Raw genomic sequence first — 18,508 nt, 5'->3', positions numbered from 1 at the left:
ACATCAATTCGCCCGTTGGTGAGTCTGATAAGACGTCAACGTGCCGGGGATGGTCGAACAGCGACGCTCTGGACGGGACGTAAAAATTCACCGCCTATCGTCACACAAAACATCCAATGCAGCGCTCAACCTGCATCCCGCCAACCGTTTCTCACATCTCACAGAATCGCACTATGATGCGTTGTGTTGCCCGCCACGCGGCATCGCCCAAGACGCCCGCGGCAAGCGCAGTCCAACTGGTCTCCCGGCCTGCATCAATCGGGAAATGCAGCAAGGATGAAAGCATGGTCCGTCTCGCGATGATTCTTCTTGGTGTCGACTATCTCCGCGTCCGCTGGCGCGAACTGTTGATGGTCGGCTGCCTGAGTGTCGTGCTCGGTGTGACGATCTTCTGCGATGCGCTCGACGGCGCACTGTGGTTCCCAATCATGCCGTTTGCCGCCCTGCTGCTGCTCGAGGGCGTCGCGACGGTATGCGTCGCCTGGACGGGCATGGGCGGCCAGCGCACCCTGCGCTACGTGAAAGGGATCACGTTCATTCTGTCCGCGGCCCTCGTGCTGGTCGGCGGGGAACACGGCAACTTTATTCTGTCGATGATCTTCGGCACGCTGTTTCTCGTGGACGGCGCATTGCAAATGATCGCGGCCAGAGTGGTCCGCTACCGGAAGTGGAAAATTGCAGCCGCAGGCGGCGGGCTGGAGGTTGCGATTGCAATCTTCTTCTATCAGCCCTACCCCGATCACTATGCGGGCACCGTTGCGTATTGCGTGGCATTCGGCTTGCTGTTTGGGGGCTGGAACATGATCCTGCTCGCCATGCGCGTACGGCGAATGGCGATCAACCCCGCCGTCGCCGATGAGCAACCCGCTGGGCACGCGACTGCAGCGGCGACGACCGCCACGACGGATACGCCAGCAGGACAAAAGCGCCCGCTGCCGGACTCATTCGACGGTCCGCCCGAACCGCACGAGCATGTGCTGACCGTGCACGTCTGGACGCCCGTTGGGACAGTAAAAGCCGAAGCGCGGCGGCAGCCGATCGTCGACCGCTACATTGCCGCCGTCGACAGGAACGGCTCGATCTCGACGGGGCACGCCGCGCTCGAAACGGCCGAAGGCATCTATATCAGCCTGTACCCGGCGGTTGAAATCGAGCGGTCGCCGGAGGAATTTTCGCGGATCCTGCGCGCGACACGCGACAACGACGTGCCCGGTCTGTTCCAGCCGGACTACGCGACGGAATCGGCAGCATGGTGTCCGTCGACGCGGCAAATCCGCATCCGTAACTATGATCCGGAGCGGCTCGAACGATTCTGGGCCGAGTATCGTCGCGATACGACCTATAACCTCACGTACCGCAATTGTTCGAGCACGGTCGCGAAAGCGCTGGAGGCGGCGATCGAGGGCGCATCGGTGCGTGCCTGGGGAAAGCGCACGGGCTGGAAGCCGTTCCTGCGCGTGGCGACCACGCCCGAACTCTGGGTCGCGGCACAGGTCAGAAAGCGCTCGGCGACGATGGCATGGACGCCCGGACTCACGCTCGACTACGCACGCGCGCTCAGCATGCTGGCCGACCCGCGCCCCTCCGGATGGGTGAAGATGGCACGCCTCGCGCTGCAGACGATGTACGCATCGCGCCAGCGCTGGCGCGCGGAAAAAGCGGCCGCGTCGAATATCTATGACACGGACGCCGCCGACGGCCAGGACCCGGGTTCGGAAGGCAGGTTGGAGCCGCCCTGGCAGCCGGTCACCGATCAGCATTACCCGGCCAAACGCCCTGACGCTTCGTAACACAGCTCCATGCTGTTCGCGCGAATCGCCGTCCTGCTCTGTTACGGGTCGATAACGCCACGCGCAACGCTGCGTTAATCGTGCTTGCGCACGGCCGCGAACAGATCGGTGACCTCCTTCATCGATGCCGCTTCGTTCGTGTACGTGAACGTGCCGCGCCCGAGCATCTCATTGGCGGCGCGCAGCAACGCGCCCAGCGCCGCGCGCGCAAGCGCCCCGCCGACGCTGATCCGCTTCACGCCCATCTGCGCGAGATCGTCGACGGAAAACGGCATGCCCGCCATACCCATCAGCACGTTGACGGGCCGGTCGACGGAACTGACGACGGCGGCAATATCCTCGCGCGTTTTCAGGCCTGGCGCGTAGAGCACGTCGGCGCCTGCTTCCTGGAAAGCCTGCAAGCGGCGGATCGTATCGGCGAGATCGGCGCGGCCGTTCAGATAATTCTCCGCGCGCGCCGTCAGCGTGAACGGAAACGGCAGCGAACGGGCGGCTTCCACGGCGGCGCGCACGCGCTCGACGGCGAGGTCATGTGCATAGATGGGATCGCCCGCGCGGCCCGTCGCGTCCTCGATCGAGCCGCCGACGACGCCCGCCGCAGCCGCCTGGCGAATCGTCTCGGCCGCGTCTTCCGGCGCGTCGCCGAAGCCGTTTTCGAGGTCCGCGCTGACGGGCAGATCCGTCGACGGCGCGAGTTCGGCGAGATGCCGGATCATCTGGTCGCGGCCGACGGCGTTGTCCGGCAAGCCCAGCGTGAAAGCGTAGCCGGCGCTCGTGGTCGCCAGCGCCTTGAAGCCGAGCGCTTCGAGCAGGCGCGCGGAGCCGATATCCCACGGATTGGGAATGATGAACGGCACGCTGGCCTCGTGAAGCGCGCGAAACGCCCGCGCCTTGTCTGCTTGTGTTGTTGTCATGGCGGCTCCAACGGTCGCACAAGTGGATGCGGAATGTTCGGGATGTGCGGAATGGGAAGTTTTGCCCAGCCTGTCTCATGACCGGGCAAAAGCAAAAGATGCGCAATATGCGCCGCTTGCTCAGGTTTCGAGCTTCGCGTCCATCGTGATCGTTGCGTTCAATACCTTCGAGATCGGGCAACCGGCCTTGGCGTCGGCCGTGGCCTTGTCGAACGCGGCCTTGTCGCCGCCCGGAATCTTCACCACGACGTCCAGATGCGAGGCCGTCACCGCGAAGCCGCCGCCGTCCTTGTCGAGCGTGACCGTGGCCGTGGTCGCGATGCGCTCCGGTTTGATGTTCGCCTTGCCGAGTTCCGCCGACAACGCCATCGAAAAGCATCCCGCATGCGCCGCCGCGATCAGTTCTTCGGGGTTCGTGCCGATGCCGTTTTCGAAGCGCGTCGCGAACGAATACTGCGTGTCCTTGAGCACGCCGCTATCGGTGGAGATCGAGCCCTTGCCGTCTTGCAGACCGCCCTGCCAGATTGCTGATGCTTTGCGCTTCATTAGTCGCTCCTGTGTCGCGTTCGCGCTGCCGCGTTCCCAACCACGATGCCGGCCGCGACGGTCCCGCCCGAAATCACGCGCGTCGGCATCGGTCACGCGTGCTGCGCCAAACCCGTGGGCCGTGGGCGTGGACCGAAGCTTCATCATAGGCGGATATCGGTGGCACTGCCGTGAAGCAGCGCGCATGGCCATTATTTCATCCACCGCAAGAATCTTTATCCAATCTGCCGCTTTTTTCATCACCCTGTCGGAAATACACTCTGGTCAACGGTTCGGACATCGGTGTTCAAACCGAACCGATCAACAAATGTTCTCGGAGGTCATCATGAAATCGCTTCTTTCCGCAGTGGTCGTCGCATCCGCTCTGATCGTTCCCGCCGCCGCGTTCGCGCAGCAAGCCAATGGCCCCGTGACGCGCGCGCAAGTCCAGGCTGAACTGGTCGCCGCGCAGCAAAACGGCTCGCTGGACCAGAACGACGTGGCGTATCCGCCCGCCAAGCCGCAATTGGGCGCAACGTCGGGAGCGACGGAAGTCGGCGGCGTCTCGGCTGGCTCGTCGCAGTCGGGCAAGCGTCCGAGCGTCGAACAGCGCATCTTCTCGACGTTCCGCGGCAACTAAGCATTTTTTGCCGTGACGTGACGCGGCGCGTGTGATTCAAGGTTCACGCGCCGCCGTCCAAAGAACGAAGGCCCCGGCTGACTCATGAAGTCCGCCGGGGCCTTTGCTTTTGTCGCGCTGGATTGCGCCGAACCCGCTTACTCGGTGAACGGCAGCGAGTCCTGCCCTTGCGCGCGCATACCGAACACGTTCAGCGTCATCGCGACCAGCGCGTAATAGCCGAGCAGCGCGACCAGATTGATCGCGACCTCGTGACTGAAGCGTTCGACCGTCTTCGCGTAGGTCGCGTCGGACACGCGCTTCGCGTCGTACAGTTCCGTCGCGAATGCGTAGATGAGCGCATCGTCGGCGTCGGCGAACGAAGGCGTCTGGCCCAGGCGGATCGCTTCGGCGTCTTCGGCGCGCACGCCGGCGTCGATGGCGATCGGATAGTGGATGAACCACTCGGCCTGCGCCTGCCAGCGCGAGGCCGTGACGAGAATCGCCAGTTCCGACAGGCGCAGCGGCAAGCCCGTCTTGTAGCGGCAGAATGCGCCGAGGCGCTGGGCGTGCTGCGCGAGTTCGGGGCTATGAATCCAGCCGAGAAACGGCCCGTTCAGATTGCCGCGCGGTCCCGACAGGATTTCGTCGAGCACGGCTTTCTGGTCGGGTGTCGCGTGGCTGGCGTCGAAAGGAGGCAAGCGGTTGGTCATGAATAGCTCTTCGTGCAGGGTTTGTGGTTCGATCAGGCCGCGCCCGATGCCGCGAGCGCGCCTTCGATCGCATCCGTCAAGCGGCTGACGATCTGTTCGATATCGCGCGGCGTGCAGATGAACGGCGGCGCGAGCAGCACATGATCGCCGATCTTGCCGTCGACCGTGCCGCCCATCGGGTACACCATCAGACCACGCTGGAACGCCTCACGCTTGATCGCGGCATGCAGCTTCAGTTTCGCATCGAACGGCGTTTTCGTCGCGCGGTCCTGCACCAGTTCCACGCCGACGAAGAGCCCGCGTCCGCGCACATCGCCGATGTACGGCTGCTGCGCATAGTGTTCGCGCAGCAGCGAACGGAGTTGCTCGCCACGCGCTTTCACGTTGTCGAGCAGATGTTCATCGGCGATCACGCGCTGCACTTCGAGCGCGGCGGCGCAGGCCGTCGCGTGGCCAATATAGGTGTGGCCGTGCTGGAAGAAGCCGGAGCCGCCCGTGATCGCCTGGTAGATTTTGTCGCTCACGAGCGTCGCGCCGATCGGCTGATAACCCGCGCCGAGGCCCTTTGCGATGGTCAGCAGATCAGGCGTGATGCCGTCCTCTTCGCATGCGAACAAGTGGCCCGTGCGGCCCATGCCTGACATGATTTCATCGAGAATCAGCAATACTCCATAGCGGTCGCACACCGCGCGAATCTTGCGGAAATACTCGCGCACGGGCGGCACCGCACCCGCTGTCGCGCCGACCACCGTCTCCGCGACGAACGCGGCGACCGTGTCGGAACCGAGTTCGAGAATCTTCTGCTCCAACTCGTCGGCGAGGCGCTGCGCGAACTGCTCTTCCGTTTCGTCCGGGCGCTGCTCGCGATACGCATAGCACGGGCTCACGTGATGCGCGTCGATCAGCAGCGGAAGGAACGGCTCGCGCCGCCACGCATTGCCGCCGATCGCAAGCGCGCCCAGCGTGTTGCCGTGATAGCTCTGACGGCGCGCGATGATGTGCCGCCGTTGCGGCTGCCCCACTTCGACGAAATATTGACGCGCGAGCTTCAACGCCGCTTCGATCGCCTCCGATCCGCCCGACACGAAATACACGTGCGCGAGACCTTGCGGCGCGCGTTCGACGAGATAGCTGGCGAGTTCCTCGGCGGGCTGCGTCGTGAAGAACGACGTGTGCGCGTATGGCAGTTCCTGCACCTGACGCTTGATCGCATCGATCACGCGCTGGTTGCTGTGGCCGAGGCACGAGACGGCCGCGCCGCCCGATGCATCGATATAACGCTTGCCCGTCGAATCGACGATCTCGATGCCCTCGCCTTTGACGGCCACGGGCAAGGTCTGCTTCGGCATGCGGTGGAATACGGTAGTCATGCGCTTTCCTTGAGTGAGCGGAAGCCAGCGACGTTCAGGCCGCCGTGCGTGCAATGAAGGTTTCGAAAACGACGGCGCGTTGCGCGTGAACACGCAATGCGACACCGTCGTCGTGGAGTTGGAACAGCGCCGTCGCGAGCGTGTTTTCGTCGTCGGAATCGCGGGGGTCGTCGCGGTAGATGGGCAGACCCGTAGGCGCCTTGTCATGCAGCATGTCGACGAGCGCGTCGCCGTCGAGCTGCGCGCCGCGCTGTTCGAGCAGCACGCCGACGCGCGCCTGACGATCGCATGACGAATCGGTGACGATCTGCGCCTCGGCTTCGCAGCCAGCATGAATCATGTGATTGGCGTGGCCCGCAATCCGCTCGACGGGTTCGACCGAACAGCGCATTGCCGTGGCCTCGACGCTGAACACACGGCGATCTCCCGCTGCGCCGAGCGTGTGATGAAAGCCGCTCGCGCGCGGCGTGTCGTGCAGAAGCTGCACGGCTTGATCGAGCGTCGATTGATCGAGCACCGCACGCGCCAGGATCATGCGCGGCACGCCCGTCACGGGCTGACGGATGCGCAGATTGTTGATCGCCTGCGCGAGACCCGCGCGATTCGCCGCGAACGTGTGGCCTGGCAGCGAGCCGGGATAATAGAAGCTGATGAAGCCAGGCTTGCCCTTCGGCTGGATGTCGACGAGCAAACCCTTGCCGAGCAGGAACGGATCGCCGTCTTCGTTGTGCGCGATCAGCGTGTCGCCGCTGCGCACGGCCGCGAAAGTCGTGCAGCCGTCGGGCGTGTTGTGCACCAGTTCGCCGCGGCAGTTCCACAGGAAAATGTCGTCCGCCCGCCAGCCGAGACCCGCCGCCATGCCATCCAGCTCGGCTAGCTGATCCGGACAGTGCGCGCGCGCCGCGTCACGCAGATGTTGCACGAACGCGTGGCCGCGCCACGCCTGCACGTCGCGCCACGCCGCGCTCTGCTGCATGTACGGATCGAACGCCGGCCGCGCCAGTTCGCCAAGCTGACGGCCGATTTCAAACGGCTCGCCCGCTATCCGATGCAACTCCCAACTCTGCTTCGACACACGACACCTCGAACATCAATCAACACGCGATGCACATTTATAGTTCATTACAACATATGTTGTCAATGACGATGCAATGCGCCCGTCTGTTGCGATGAACCTTGCCGTGAGCGTTGCGGGCGCCGGTCAGGGCACGTAGGCGCCCTTCGCGTGCAGCGACTGCTCGGCGAGTTCGAGCTGCTGGACGGCGTCCGTGCCTTCGAGCGCGAGCAGATGCGCGACCAGCGATTCCGCAATCGCCGTCGCCGCCACGAGCGAGGGGAAGAACGACGGGCTTTCGTGCGAGAAGATCAGCACCTTGTCGGCGTTCAGCGCGATGGGCGACACGGCGCTGTCGGTGATCGCAATCAGCTTGCTGCCCTTTTCCAGCGCGGCTTCGGCGACGCGCGCCGCCTCGACGGAATATGGCGCGAAGCTGACGACGACGGTCGCGCTGTCGCGTTCGATGCCGCGCAACTGCATTTCGAGCGTGCCCGCTTCGCCTGACAGCAGCGAGACGGACGAACGAAACAGCCGGTATCCATAGACGAAACCGAACGCGACGGGAAAGCACGACCGGAACCCGGCGACATGCACGTGCGGCGCGCGCCGCAGCAGCTTGGCCGCTTCGACGGTGACGCGCGCGTTGTGCGCGGCCGTGACTTCGAGATTGTGCTGTTGCGCGACGAGCAGATCGTGCGCGAGCGCGTCTTTCGCGTGACCCTTGACGAGCGAGCGGGCGCGGCTCGTCAGCGGCTCGGGCCGGGTGCGCACCCGTGCGACGAACAGATCGCGCAATTCGTTCCAGCCCGGAAAGCCCAGTTGCTGCGACAGCCGCACGAGCGACGCGGGTTGCACCTGCGCGCGCTCGGCGACCTTGCGCATCGACGAGACGGCGACCTCATCGGGATGATCGAGCAGAAACGCCGCGCCCATCTGGAACTGCGGACTGAGTTCGGAGAAGCGTCCACGGATCAGGGCGGCGAGCTGGTCGAAGGTGTCGGGCATACGGTGTACCGGGGGATGAGGATGACAACAAATGTTATCACCCGGTATGGAGGGGGGCCAATGAGGAGTGGCGTGGTGGGCCTGCTGAAGAACCATGATGTTTTGTTCGCTTGCCAACACTTCGAAACACGCAATCACCCTGATTGACCTAACGTAATGCAGTAGCACTCGTCGACGATTTGAAAGCAGATAAATCATCCCGCGTCGCAATTGCGCCCATAACAAGGAGTGAACCGTGGTTACTGGACCTATCGTCAAGGCACCCGCAGATACCCCCGTCCGCTTTGCTCACGAAGACATCCTCGTCGACGGAGCAATCGGCTTTACGTCGACACCGGCTGGTCCGATGTTCAACCCTGCCGCGGACAAGTCGGCAATCAAAGTTCCGACTCTCGTCCGTGTCCGCAGCGCAGACGGAGTACCTGTTGAAGGCCTGATCGCGCGAAATTTCTCGGCCGCTTTCTGGGGCAATGGAGAGCTGGAAACAATAAAGGTTTTGACTTGTGACCCGATGCACACCAAGAAGGGGCCAACATCGGAGGCGGGAATCAGCATTTTGGGGATGTACTCGCTCTATCTGAAAATGCCCGAACTCTGGTGGTGGCAAACGCCCGACAACAAACGAAACATCACCAACCTGGTTTTCATCCTGAACGTTTCGATTCTCGACACGAGAGGGGCAATCATCGTGAGCAAAACAGGCCAGGTCTTTCTGACCACGCCGTGCCTGCATATGCCTCGCGTCTATCGTGAAGAAGACGATACGTAGTTCGTGTGAACGCAATGGCCTTCAAATCCCGCTCGACATGCGTGCGCTTACGACCTGTACTCGAAATCCCACATTGCAAAATCATTGCCCGTGTCACAAAACCGCATGCTGCATGGCATCGTGAAAGCGATGCGCATGGGAAAAACTCGTTTCGCTTTGTGAAATACGATCAGCATCCATTTGATTTTTAAACATTTTTTATCCGTTCGACGCACCACATTCCTACCTCGCGGCGATCTCCCGATTCGGTACTCTCTTATACAAGAGGTGGATACTCGACGACGACCAGCCGACCGATCGGCGAGCCGGTGCGACCCGCCCAGTGTTTTTTTCATACCGCTGGAGAAAATCAAATGTTGCACGTTTATGTCGAACCCGTACCGAAGGGCCGATGGGGGCCGATCGATGGATACACCGTCGAATTCAAGGACGGCACCAAAGTGACCCCGGAGATCTACCGTTCAGAAATGCTCGCTGTCGGCGAGATCAAGTTGCGTGGCTATGTGCCGCTGCTCGCGAAGGTCCGCATCACCGACAAGGCCGTCACCGAGCACTGGCAAACGGCCGGGCAACCGCTGCCGCAAGGCTGACACCGACCCACCGCGCACATTCGCTGCGCGTAACGCGTGCTTCGCGGCCGTCCTCGGGCGAAGCACGCGCCCACCCCGCATGGAACATCACATTCCATCTCGCTGGCGCAACAGCGCTGCTTTACATGCTTCGCGGATAAGCAGGTATCGGTCCGCGCCTCTGTCGATGTGAATATGATCGGTAAAGGTAGCCTGCATTCCGGCCGGGTCGACGAGACACGAGTGGCACTCGGCGAGACGCATCGCAAGCGGTAGTGCCCTGCTCGACAGCATGACCCGGCGCGTGACATCGACCGCGCTCGAATCGGGCATGTGCCAACGTCGCATTGTGTCGACCGCCTGCGACGGCGACAGCCACCATCGTGTTTCGGCATAGACGAGCAGATGCAGCGCGACTATCAACGTAAGCAAAGTGACCTGAGCTTCCACTTCGCTGTCGAATGCGGCTTGAGTCATGCGTGCGTTGCTCATCTTTCGCTCCCCACGAATCGATGAACAGCGCGGAGCATGAAACAGGCCTGACGTCGCGGCAGGTATTACAGTGGAGTCTTCCTCACGTCGCAGCTTCAGTAAAAGCCCGATTGTCGCCCCTGCGTCGCCAAAGCGTTTCCGCAGCAACGGTTTATCCGACGCGCTGCCGTCGTCATACTCGTGCCCATTCTCGGGACATGTCGCCGATCACCGCGTCACGTCCCGATGTGACGCAATCTCCACGGGCGACGAAGATGGTGACCAGACAGATCATTGACTCAGGCGCATACCTGCAACACTTCGAATCGTTGCCGGACCTCTGGACGCTCGAACAGATCGCCGCATCGCTCGAAGCAACGCTGCGGGACAAGCCAGCCGACGCCGGCTCGATATGGGTATTCGCCTATGGCTCGCTCATCTGGAACCCGATGATCGAGTTCGACAAGCGGATGGTCGCGACGCTGCACGGCTGGCAACGCAGCTTCTGCCTGCAGATGACAGCGGGCCGCGCAAGCCCGGACAACCCAGGCAGGATGCTCGCGCTTCGTCCCGGCGGGCACACCCGGGGCATCGCGTTTCGACTACGCGCCGCGACATCGAACGACGAGTTGCGGCTCATCTGGATACGGGAGATGGTGCTCGGGTCGTACCGTCCCACCTGGGCGCCCATCACGCTCGAAGACGGCAGGCAAACGCACGCGATTGCCTTCGTCGCGGATGAATCCCGCGAGCAGTTCCAGCACGATTCGTCCGTGCCCACCGTCGCCCCGCTGATCGGGTGCGCGATGGGCACGTTCGGCACCAATGCCGAGTATCTGTTCAAGCTGCACGCGGCGCTTACGGAATGCGGCGTGAACGATCCTTATGTCGAAGCGATTGTCCACGCAATCGAACGTCCTTCGCACGACTCGCGCGACGTGCCCGTCTGCCGTGGCGAGCATTGAAAGACGCCTCGACACGAAGCACGCAATCATGGACAAACTTCAGGCGATGCAGGTCTTCACGAAGGTCGTGGACTGCAACAGCTTTTCCGGCGCGGCCGACGCGCTGCAGATGACACGTTCGTCGGTGACGACGATCGTCCAGAATCTGGAGGCATACCTCAAGGTGCGTCTGCTGAACCGCACCACGCGACGCATCAGCCTGACGCCCGACGGCGCGGCCTACTACGAGCGATGCGCTCGTATTCTCGCTGAGGTCGAAGACTCCGAAACCTCGCTTTCGACTGCGGCCCTGCCACGCGGAAAACTAAAAGTAGACATGCCCGGCTCGATAAGCCGGCTCGTCGTCGTGCCCGCGCTCGACGACTTCCACGCGCGCTATCCCGACATCGATCTGATGCTCGGCGTCAGCGACAAACCCGTCGACCTCGTGCAGGAAGGCGTCGATTGCGCGATACGCATGGGCCATCTGCCCGACTCGACGCTCGTCGCGCGGCGTATCGGCACATCGGAGTTCGTCACTGTCGCCAGCCCGGACTATCTGTCGCGATTCGGAGAGCCGAAGTCGCTGGCTGAGCTCGACGCTCATGTCGCAGTCAACTATTTCTCCCGCCGCAACGGCCGAATCATGGAGATGAACTTCATCGTCGACGGTGAGCCGGTGGAAGTTCGCATGCGTTCGAAACTCGCCGCCAATGATGGAGACGCCTACCTTCAATGCGGACTGCAGGGGCTCGGGCTGATCCAGGTGCCTCAATTTTTCGCTTCGCGCTATCTGCAAACTGGCGCGCTGATCGAAGTGCTGGGCGAATGGCGCCGCGCGCCCTTACCTGTGTGGGCGGTTTATCCGCACAACCGGCATTTGTCGCCACAAGTCAGAGCGTTTGTCGAGTGGGTGTCCGAGCGGTTCGAAGGCTGTCATCTGCTACGTAAAAGCCTATCCGTAGCAATGAGCCACGACCATCACGGCATCGCACGATCCCAGGAAACGGACCTCGTGCATTCATAGCCGGTTCGCGGACGACTGCGTCGAACGCACGCAACATTGTCGCCCCACAAGCCACAAAGAAACCACTCCCGCCCGCTTTATCCGCCAGATCGCACAGTCCATACTCGCGGCAACGCTGACAGCCCGCGAATGCAACGGGCTCGCGCAGGAAATCAATTCGACCGCTTCTTCAATGATCCATTTACATTGATAAGGATATCTATTCATGTATCCCAACCGAAAACGGATGACCGTCGCGCTCGGTGCTGTCGCCTTCGTTGGCGCTGTCGCCGGGCTTGGCTATCTTCGCGGTCCGCTCAGCGGTCCCGTCGACACCGCCCATGCCGCCGATATGCCGCCAACCGCCGTCGAAGTCGATGTCGCGACGGTCCTGTCTCAGACCATCACGGACTGGCAAAGCTACTCGGGACGGCTCGAAGCCATCGATCGCGTCGACGTACGCCCGCTCGTACCCGGCACGATCGTCGCAGTGCACTTCAAGGACGGCGCACTGGTGAAAAAAGGCGACCCGTTGTTCACGATCGACCCGCGTCCCTATCAGGCGGAAGTCGATCGCGCGGCGGCGCAGCTCGCGGCTGCGAAAGCGCGCGCTTCGTATGCATCGACGGATGCGGCGCGGGCTGACCGCCTGCTCGCCGACAACGCGATCGCAAAACGCGACTACGACGAAAAGCACAACGCGGACCGTGAAGCATCGGCGGCCGTCAAGGCGGCCGAAGCCTCGCTCGAATCCGCGCAGGTGAATCTCGGCTACACGAACGTGACAGCGCCCGTGACGGGCCGCGTGTCGCGCGCGGAACTGACGGCCGGCAACATCGTATCGGCGGGCGCCAACGCTCCGCTGTTGACGACCCTCGTTTCCGTGTCCCCCATCTACGCGTCATTCGAAGTCGACGAACAAACCTATCTGCAGTACCTCGGCCGCGACCGCAATGCAAAGGTGCCCGTCACGATCGGTCTTGCGAACGAGGAAGGCTATTCGCTCAAAGGCACGATCAGTTCGGTGGACAACCGGCTCGACACATCGTCGGCGACCATTCGCGTGCGCGCCACCATCGATAACCGCGACGGCGCGCTCGTCCCCGGCCTTTACGCGCGCGTGCAAGTGGGCGGCGGCGAAGCGCACCCCGCGATCCTCATCGACGACGCCGCCGTCGCCACCGATCAGGCCAAAAAGTACGTGCTCGTCGTCGACGGCGCGAACAAGGTCCACTACCGCGAGGTCAAGCTCGGGGCGCTGCACGACAACCTGCGCGTCGTCGATTCGGGTCTCAAGGCAGGCGAACGCATCGTCGTCAACGGCTCGATGCGCGCCCGTCCGAACGACACCGTGCAGCCTCACGCCGTCGACATGGTCAATGCGGCACGCCAGCCGGCGTAACAAGACGAGAAGAGACGAGAGACTCATCATGAACATCTCAAAGTTTTTCATCGACAGGCCGATTTTCGCGGCCATGCTGTCGGTAGTGATCCTGCTGGCGGGCGTGATCGCGCTGACGAAATTGCCGACGGCGGAATATCCCGAAGTCGTGCCGCCTTCCGTCGTGGTCCGCGCGCAGTATCCAGGCGCGAACCCGAAAGTGATCGCGGAGACCGTCGCGTCGCCCATCGAGGAACAGATCAATGGCGTCGAGAACATGCTGTACATGCAGTCGCAGGCCAACAGCGACGGCAACATGACGACGACGGTAACGTTCAAGCTCGGCACCGACCCGGACAAGGCGCAGCAACTCGTGCAGAACCGGGTATCGCAGGCGATGCCGCGCTTGCCCGAGGACGTTCAGCGGCTAGGCGTGACGACCGTCAAGTCGTCGCCGACGCTCACGATGGGCGTCAATCTCGTCTCGCCGAACGATCGCTACGACCTGACGTATCTGCGCAACTACGCGCTCATCAACATCAAGGACCGCTTCGCGCAGGTGCCGGGCGTCGGCGAAGTCGTGCTATGGGGTTCGGGCGACTATTCGATGCGCGTGTGGCTCGATCCAACCAAGGTGGCGCGCCAGAACCTGACGGCAACCGACGTCGTCAAGGCGATTCGCGAGCAGAACGTGCAGGTCGCGGCGGGCATCGTCGGCGGCGCGCCGATGTCGACCAACATTCCGCTGCAGCTGAGCGTGAACGCGCAAGGCCGCCTGAAAACGGAGGACGAGTTCCGCAGGATCATCCTGAAGACGTCGCCCGATGGCGCGGTCACGCATCTGGGTGACGTCGCGCGCGTCGAGATGGGCGCGTCCGATTACGCGCTGCGCGCGGGTATCGACGGGAAGAAGGCCGTTCAGATCATCCTCTTCCAGCAGCCCAATGCGAACTCACTGCAGATCTCGGACGATATCCGCCGTCTTACAGCCGAAATGCAAAAGGACATGCCCGAAGGCGTCAAGGCGGAGATCGTCTACGACCCGACGCAGTTCGTGCGAGAAAGCATCGATGCCGTGGTGCACACGCTGTTCGAGGCGATTCTCCTCGTGGTGGTCGTGGTCATCGTGTTTCTGCAAACCTGGCGCGCTTCGCTGATTCCACTGCTCGCGGTGCCCGTGTCGATTGTCGGCACGTTCTCGCTGATGCTCGCGTTCGGCTTCACGATCAACGCGTTATCGCTGTTCGGCATGGTGCTGGCTATCGGCATTGTGGTCGACGATGCGATCGTCGTCGTCGAGAACGTCGAGCGCAATATCGCGGCGGGCCTCACACCGCTCGAAGCATCGTATGAGGCGATGCGGGAAGTGAGCGGCCCGATCATCGCGATTGCGCTCACGCTGGTCGCCGTGTTCGTTCCGCTTGCGTTCATGTCGGGGCTCACCGGGCAGTTCTACAAGCAGTTCGCGATGACGATTGCGATTTCGACCGTCATCTCGGCGTTCAACTCGCTCACGCTGTCGCCGGCCCTCTCGGCCCTGCTGCTGAAGGACCATCACGCGCCAAAGGATTGGCTCACGCGCGTTATGGACCGCGTCTTCGGGCCGTTCTTCAACCTGTTCAACAGGCTGTTCAATCGCGGTTCCGACGCGTACGGCAAGGGTGTCGGCGGCATCATCAACCGCAAGCTCGCGATGATGGCCGTGTATGCCGTGCTGCTGGGCGGCACCGTCCTGCTGGGCAAGATCGTGCCCGGCGGCTTCGTCCCCGCGCAGGACAAGGACTATTTCGTGAGCATCCTGCAACTGCCCGCAGGCGCATCGCTCGATCGCACCGAGAAGGTGGTGAACGAAATGGGCGACATCGCGCGCCAGCAGCCGGGTGTCAAGCACACGACGGAATTCCCGGGGCTGTCGGTGACGGGCCTGATGAATTCGTCGAGCAGCGGCCTGGTGTTCTCCGTGACCAACCCGTCGAAGGAGCGCGGCAAAGGCGAAAAGGCGGCCGACATCGTCGGCGGATTGAACACGAAATACGCGGGCATCAAGGACGCGGCCATTGCGACGTTTCCGCCGCCGCCCGTTCAGGGTCTCGGCACGATCGGCGGATTCAAGCTGCAGATCGAGGACCGCGGCGCGCTCGGCTACGAAGCGCTGAACAAGGCCACGCAGGCGTTCCTCGCCGCGGCTGCGAAGGCGCCCGAACTCGGCCCGTCTTTCTCCAGCTATCAGATCAACGTGCCTCAGCTGAACGTCGAACTGGACCGCGAGAAGGCGAAGCAACTCGGCGTGTCCGTGACGGACGTCTTCGACACGATGCAGATCTATCTCGGCTCGCTGTACGTGAACGACTTCAACAAATTCGGCCGTGTGTATCAGGTTCGGGCGCAGGCCGACGCGCCGTTTCGCGCGACGGCGGACAGCATCCTGCAACTGAAGACGCGCAACGACAAAGGCGAGATGGTGCCGCTGTCGTCGCTCGTGAAGGTGACGCCGACTTACGGCCCGGAAATGGTGGTGCGCTACAACGGCTATCTCGCCGCAGACATCAACGGCGGTCCCGCGCCAGGCTACTCGTCGGGTCAGGCGATGGCGGCCGTCGAACGCATCGCCGCGCAGACCTTGCCGCGCGGCATCCGATTCGAGTGGACCGATCTCACGTATCAGCAGATTTTGACGGGCAATACGGCGTTCTGGGTGTTTCCCATCAGCGTGCTGCTGGTGTTCCTCGTACTGGCCGCAATGTATGAAAGCCTCACGCTGCCGCTCGCCATTCTCCTGATCGTGCCGATGAGCATTCTGTCCGCGCTGTTCGGCGTGTGGCTCACGCGTGGCGACAACAACATCTTCACGCAGATCGGCTTGATGGTGCTGGTCGGTCTGTCGGCGAAGAACGCGATTCTGATCGTCGAGTTCGCGCGGGAGCTGGAAATTCAGGGGCGCTCGATCGTGCAGGCCGCGATCGAAGCATGTCGCCTGCGCTTGCGTCCGATTCTGATGACGTCGATCGCTTTCATCATGGGTGTGGTGCCGCTCGTCATCTCGACGGGCGCGGGCTCGGAGATGCGTCGCGCGATGGGCATTGCGGTGTTCTTCGGGATGCTGGGCGTCACGTTCTTCGGGCTGCTGCTGACGCCCGTGTTCTACGTGCTCCTGCGCAAGCTCTCGGGCGGCAAGCGGCTCAGGGACAAGCACGGCCGCCGTCCGCACGTTCATGGTCCGGACGAGCGCGACGGCAACGAACATGGCGCGAGCGGCAGGCCCGCCGCAGCGGATGCGAAGGTCCGCGAACCGGCCTTGCAGGATTAAGGAGCATCATCATGAGAAGCACATTCTGGAAACAGGGTTTTACGGGTTCGCTGCTGCTTGGCGCGCTGCTGGTCGTCGCCGGTTGCTCGCTGGCGCCGACCTACGACGTGCCCGCGACGCCGGGCGTCAGCGGCACGTTCAAGGAAGCGCCGCCCCAACCGCTTGCGGGTGAAGCAGTGGGCGCCTGGAAGGCGGCGCAGCCTTCCGAGGACGTGGCCCGAGGCGAGTGGTGGAAAGTGTTCGCCGATCCGAAGCTCGATGAACTGGAACAGCAGGCGCTCGACGCCAATCAGAATCTGAAGGCGGCCGCGGCGCGCGTGAAGGAAGCGCGTGCACTGAACCAGGCTGCGCGCGCGGGCCTGTTCCCGACGCTCGATGCGGGTTTCGGCCCGACGCGGCAACGCGTGTCGGCGGCATCGCTGTTCGAACCCGACGGCACGAACGTGCCGCAGCAAACCTTCTGGCGCGCGCAGGCTAGCGCATCATACGAGGTCGATCTGTTTGGCCGCGTCGCGTCGAGCGTCGATGCCGCAAAAGCCGATACGCAACAAAGCGAAGCGCTCTATCGTTCGGTGCTGCTGACGCTTCAGGCGGATGTCGCGCAAAACTACTTTGCGTTGCGTGAACTCGATGCCGAAGCGCAGGTGTTCGCGCAGGCCGTATCGTTGCGTGAACAGGCGTTGAAGCTCGTGCAGCGTCGATTTGCGGAAGGCGACATCACGGAACTCGATCTGCAACGCGCACAGGCCGAGCTTGCATCAGCGAAGTCCGACGCGATGACGGTGCAGCGCCTTCGCGCGGCTTCCGAGCACGGCCTCGCGGTTCTGCTCGGCCACGCGCCCGCAGAATTTTCGATGGCGGTCAATCCGCTCGAACCCGTCAACTTTCGGATTCCGCCTGGCCTGCCTTCATCGCTACTGGAGCGCCGTCCGGATATCGCTGCCGCCGAGCGCGGCATGGCGGCCGCCAATGCGCGCATCGGCGTTGCGAAGGCTGCGTTCTTCCCGTCGCTGACGCTGACGGGCACGGGAGGCTTCGAATCGGCAACGCTCGGCGATCTCTTCAAATGGAGCAGCCGCGCGTTTCTGTTAGGTCCGCTGGCGGGCACCGCGCTGAACGTGCCGATCTTCGACGGTGGCCGTCGCAAGGGAAATCTGGCGAATGCGCGCGCCGTCTATGAAGAGGATGTGGCGAAGTATCGCCAGCAGGTGCTCGTCGCGTTTCAGGAAGTCGAAGACAACCTCTCCGACATGCGCATCCTCGAAACCCAGACGCGAACTCAGGAAGAAGCCGTCAACGCCTCGCAGCGCGCCGCCGATCTCTCCCGCAAGCAGTATGTGGAAGGCGCTGTGAACTATCTCGATGTGATCGACGCCGAGCGGACTGTTTTGCAGGCAAGACGCGCGGCCGTGCAATTGCAGGGCGTGCAGACTGCATCGACGGTCAATCTGATTCGCGCGCTTGGCGGTGGATGGGATGATGTCGTTCCGCAGCCGGCCGCGCTGGGTGAAGCGGGGCATCCAACCGCGACGCAAACGACAGTCGCACAGAAGTAAGGCTTGATGGTGACAACTGTGAGCAGGCTTTCGCGTCGTACGCATCACTCCGGACTGGAAAGCAAGGTCGGTGTCGCAAGAGCGCAGACTTGTGTGACGCGACAACCTACACACAGTTTGCCACCTGGGCGGCAGCAACGATTCGCTGCCGCCAGCCTCTCTACGGGTGATTGAAGGAGGTGATGTGACTGGCAAGAGCGTTGGCAGCGGGTCTCAGCAAGAACGCCGCCGCGAACGGGACGCGGCCGTTGGGGGCCCGCAGGCAATAACAAGGATTGGCGGTGTTAGCCGCTTTCTTTTGCCTACTTTTCTTTGCGGCGGCAAAGAAAAGTAGGTGCCGCCCCGCACAGGGGCGACGCTTGCAGCACGTAGGCATAACGCGGATGCCAGCAAAAGCAAAAGCGAAAGCGAAAGACCAACGGCGTCCGCGCAGAACAAAACTCAAACATCCGGCAGCCACACCCCCCCGAAATCCTCAATAAACCCTTTATCGGAGAGATCGAAACACAAGC

General features: G+C 62.7%; 16 protein-coding genes. 9 read left to right on the top strand and 7 right to left on the bottom strand.

From position 1 onward, the window contains the following. The first annotated feature begins 284 nt into the window (after window positions 1–284). Window positions 285–1,790 (top strand): HdeD family acid-resistance protein, encoded by a 1,506-nt coding sequence (locus tag C2L64_RS24115; protein WP_009770676.1) that lies wholly within the window; start codon window positions 285–287, stop codon window positions 1,788–1,790. Window positions 1,791–1,864: 74 nt separating this feature from the next. Here the strand turns inward: C2L64_RS24115 and C2L64_RS24110 are convergent, their stop codons facing one another. Both C2L64_RS24110 and C2L64_RS24105 read right to left on the bottom strand, forming a co-directional pair. Beyond that, entirely contained in the window at window positions 1,865–2,704 is an 840-nt protein-coding gene (locus C2L64_RS24110; protein WP_009770675.1) for an isocitrate lyase/PEP mutase family protein, read from the bottom strand. Window positions 2,705–2,824: 120 nt separating this feature from the next. After that, entirely contained in the window at window positions 2,825–3,250 is a 426-nt protein-coding gene (locus tag C2L64_RS24105) for an OsmC family protein (RefSeq protein WP_007747477.1), read from the bottom strand. Window positions 3,251–3,575: 325 nt separating this feature from the next. Here C2L64_RS24105 and C2L64_RS24100 point away from each other — a divergent pair, with 325 nt between their 5' ends. After that, window positions 3,576–3,869 (top strand): DUF4148 domain-containing protein, encoded by a 294-nt coding sequence (locus C2L64_RS24100; RefSeq protein ID WP_039902427.1) that lies wholly within the window; start codon window positions 3,576–3,578, stop codon window positions 3,867–3,869. A 137-nt stretch (window positions 3,870–4,006) separates the two neighbouring features. Here C2L64_RS24100 and C2L64_RS24095 read toward each other — a convergent pair whose 3' ends face one another. The 4 genes from C2L64_RS24095 to C2L64_RS24080 form a co-directional block, all read right to left on the bottom strand. Beyond that, the gene (locus tag C2L64_RS24095; protein ID WP_009770673.1) at window positions 4,007–4,561 is read right to left on the bottom strand and encodes a carboxymuconolactone decarboxylase family protein; all 555 of its coding nucleotides are present in this window, start codon (window positions 4,559–4,561) and stop codon (window positions 4,007–4,009) included. A 32-nt stretch (window positions 4,562–4,593) separates the two neighbouring features. Beyond that, window positions 4,594–5,931, bottom strand: coding sequence for an aspartate aminotransferase family protein (locus C2L64_RS24090; protein WP_009770672.1), 1,338 nt, complete (start codon window positions 5,929–5,931; stop codon window positions 4,594–4,596). A 34-nt stretch (window positions 5,932–5,965) separates the two neighbouring features. Further along, window positions 5,966–7,006, bottom strand: coding sequence for a C45 family autoproteolytic acyltransferase/hydolase (locus C2L64_RS24085; protein WP_051058291.1), 1,041 nt, complete (start codon window positions 7,004–7,006; stop codon window positions 5,966–5,968). A gap of 126 nt (window positions 7,007–7,132) precedes the next feature. After that, window positions 7,133–7,993, bottom strand: a complete 861-nt coding sequence (locus C2L64_RS24080) for a MurR/RpiR family transcriptional regulator (protein ID WP_009770670.1) — start codon at window positions 7,991–7,993, stop codon at window positions 7,133–7,135. Window positions 7,994–8,228: 235 nt separating this feature from the next. Here C2L64_RS24080 and C2L64_RS53370 point away from each other — a divergent pair, with 235 nt between their 5' ends. Both C2L64_RS53370 and C2L64_RS24070 read left to right on the top strand, forming a co-directional pair. Next, complete coding sequence (locus C2L64_RS53370) at window positions 8,229–8,762, top strand: hypothetical protein (RefSeq protein ID WP_039902389.1); 534 nt, start codon at window positions 8,229–8,231, stop codon at window positions 8,760–8,762. 353 nt (window positions 8,763–9,115) lie between these two features. Continuing rightward, window positions 9,116–9,352: a hypothetical protein gene (locus C2L64_RS24070; protein WP_007747492.1), complete on the top strand. Its 237-nt coding sequence runs from the start codon at window positions 9,116–9,118 to the stop codon at window positions 9,350–9,352. Between the two features lie 87 nt (window positions 9,353–9,439). Here C2L64_RS24070 and C2L64_RS24065 read toward each other — a convergent pair whose 3' ends face one another. Then, complete coding sequence (locus tag C2L64_RS24065; protein ID WP_244144569.1) at window positions 9,440–9,970, bottom strand: hypothetical protein; 531 nt, start codon at window positions 9,968–9,970, stop codon at window positions 9,440–9,442. A 107-nt stretch (window positions 9,971–10,077) separates the two neighbouring features. On the opposite strand from C2L64_RS24065, the gene C2L64_RS24060 reads away from it, so the two are divergent. The 5 genes from C2L64_RS24060 (at window position 10,078) to C2L64_RS24040 (ending at window position 17,996) form a co-directional block, all read left to right on the top strand. Beyond that, entirely contained in the window at window positions 10,078–10,767 is a 690-nt protein-coding gene (locus tag C2L64_RS24060) for a gamma-glutamylcyclotransferase (protein ID WP_009770667.1), read from the top strand. 28 nt (window positions 10,768–10,795) lie between these two features. After that, window positions 10,796–11,773 carry a LysR family transcriptional regulator gene (locus C2L64_RS24055; RefSeq protein WP_039902388.1) on the top strand — a complete coding sequence of 326 codons (978 nt, stop codon included), beginning with the start codon at window positions 10,796–10,798 and terminating at the stop codon, window positions 11,771–11,773. A 205-nt stretch (window positions 11,774–11,978) separates the two neighbouring features. After that, complete coding sequence (locus tag C2L64_RS24050; protein WP_009770665.1) at window positions 11,979–13,154, top strand: efflux RND transporter periplasmic adaptor subunit; 1,176 nt, start codon at window positions 11,979–11,981, stop codon at window positions 13,152–13,154. 28 nt (window positions 13,155–13,182) lie between these two features. After that, window positions 13,183–16,440, top strand: a complete 3,258-nt coding sequence (locus tag C2L64_RS24045) for an efflux RND transporter permease subunit (protein ID WP_009770664.1) — start codon at window positions 13,183–13,185, stop codon at window positions 16,438–16,440. Between the two features lie 11 nt (window positions 16,441–16,451). Then, a complete protein-coding gene (locus tag C2L64_RS24040; RefSeq protein ID WP_090835817.1) occupies window positions 16,452–17,996 on the top strand; it encodes an efflux transporter outer membrane subunit in 1,545 nt (514 codons plus the stop codon). Window positions 17,997–18,508 lie beyond the last annotated feature (512 nt).

Origin of the sequence: Paraburkholderia hospita, from assembly GCF_002902965.1 — a bacterium.
In the GTDB taxonomy this organism is placed as follows: domain Bacteria; phylum Pseudomonadota; class Gammaproteobacteria; order Burkholderiales; family Burkholderiaceae; genus Paraburkholderia; species Paraburkholderia hospita.
Note: the sequence above shows the minus strand (reverse complement) of the source record. Positions and strands in the feature narration are given on the sequence as shown.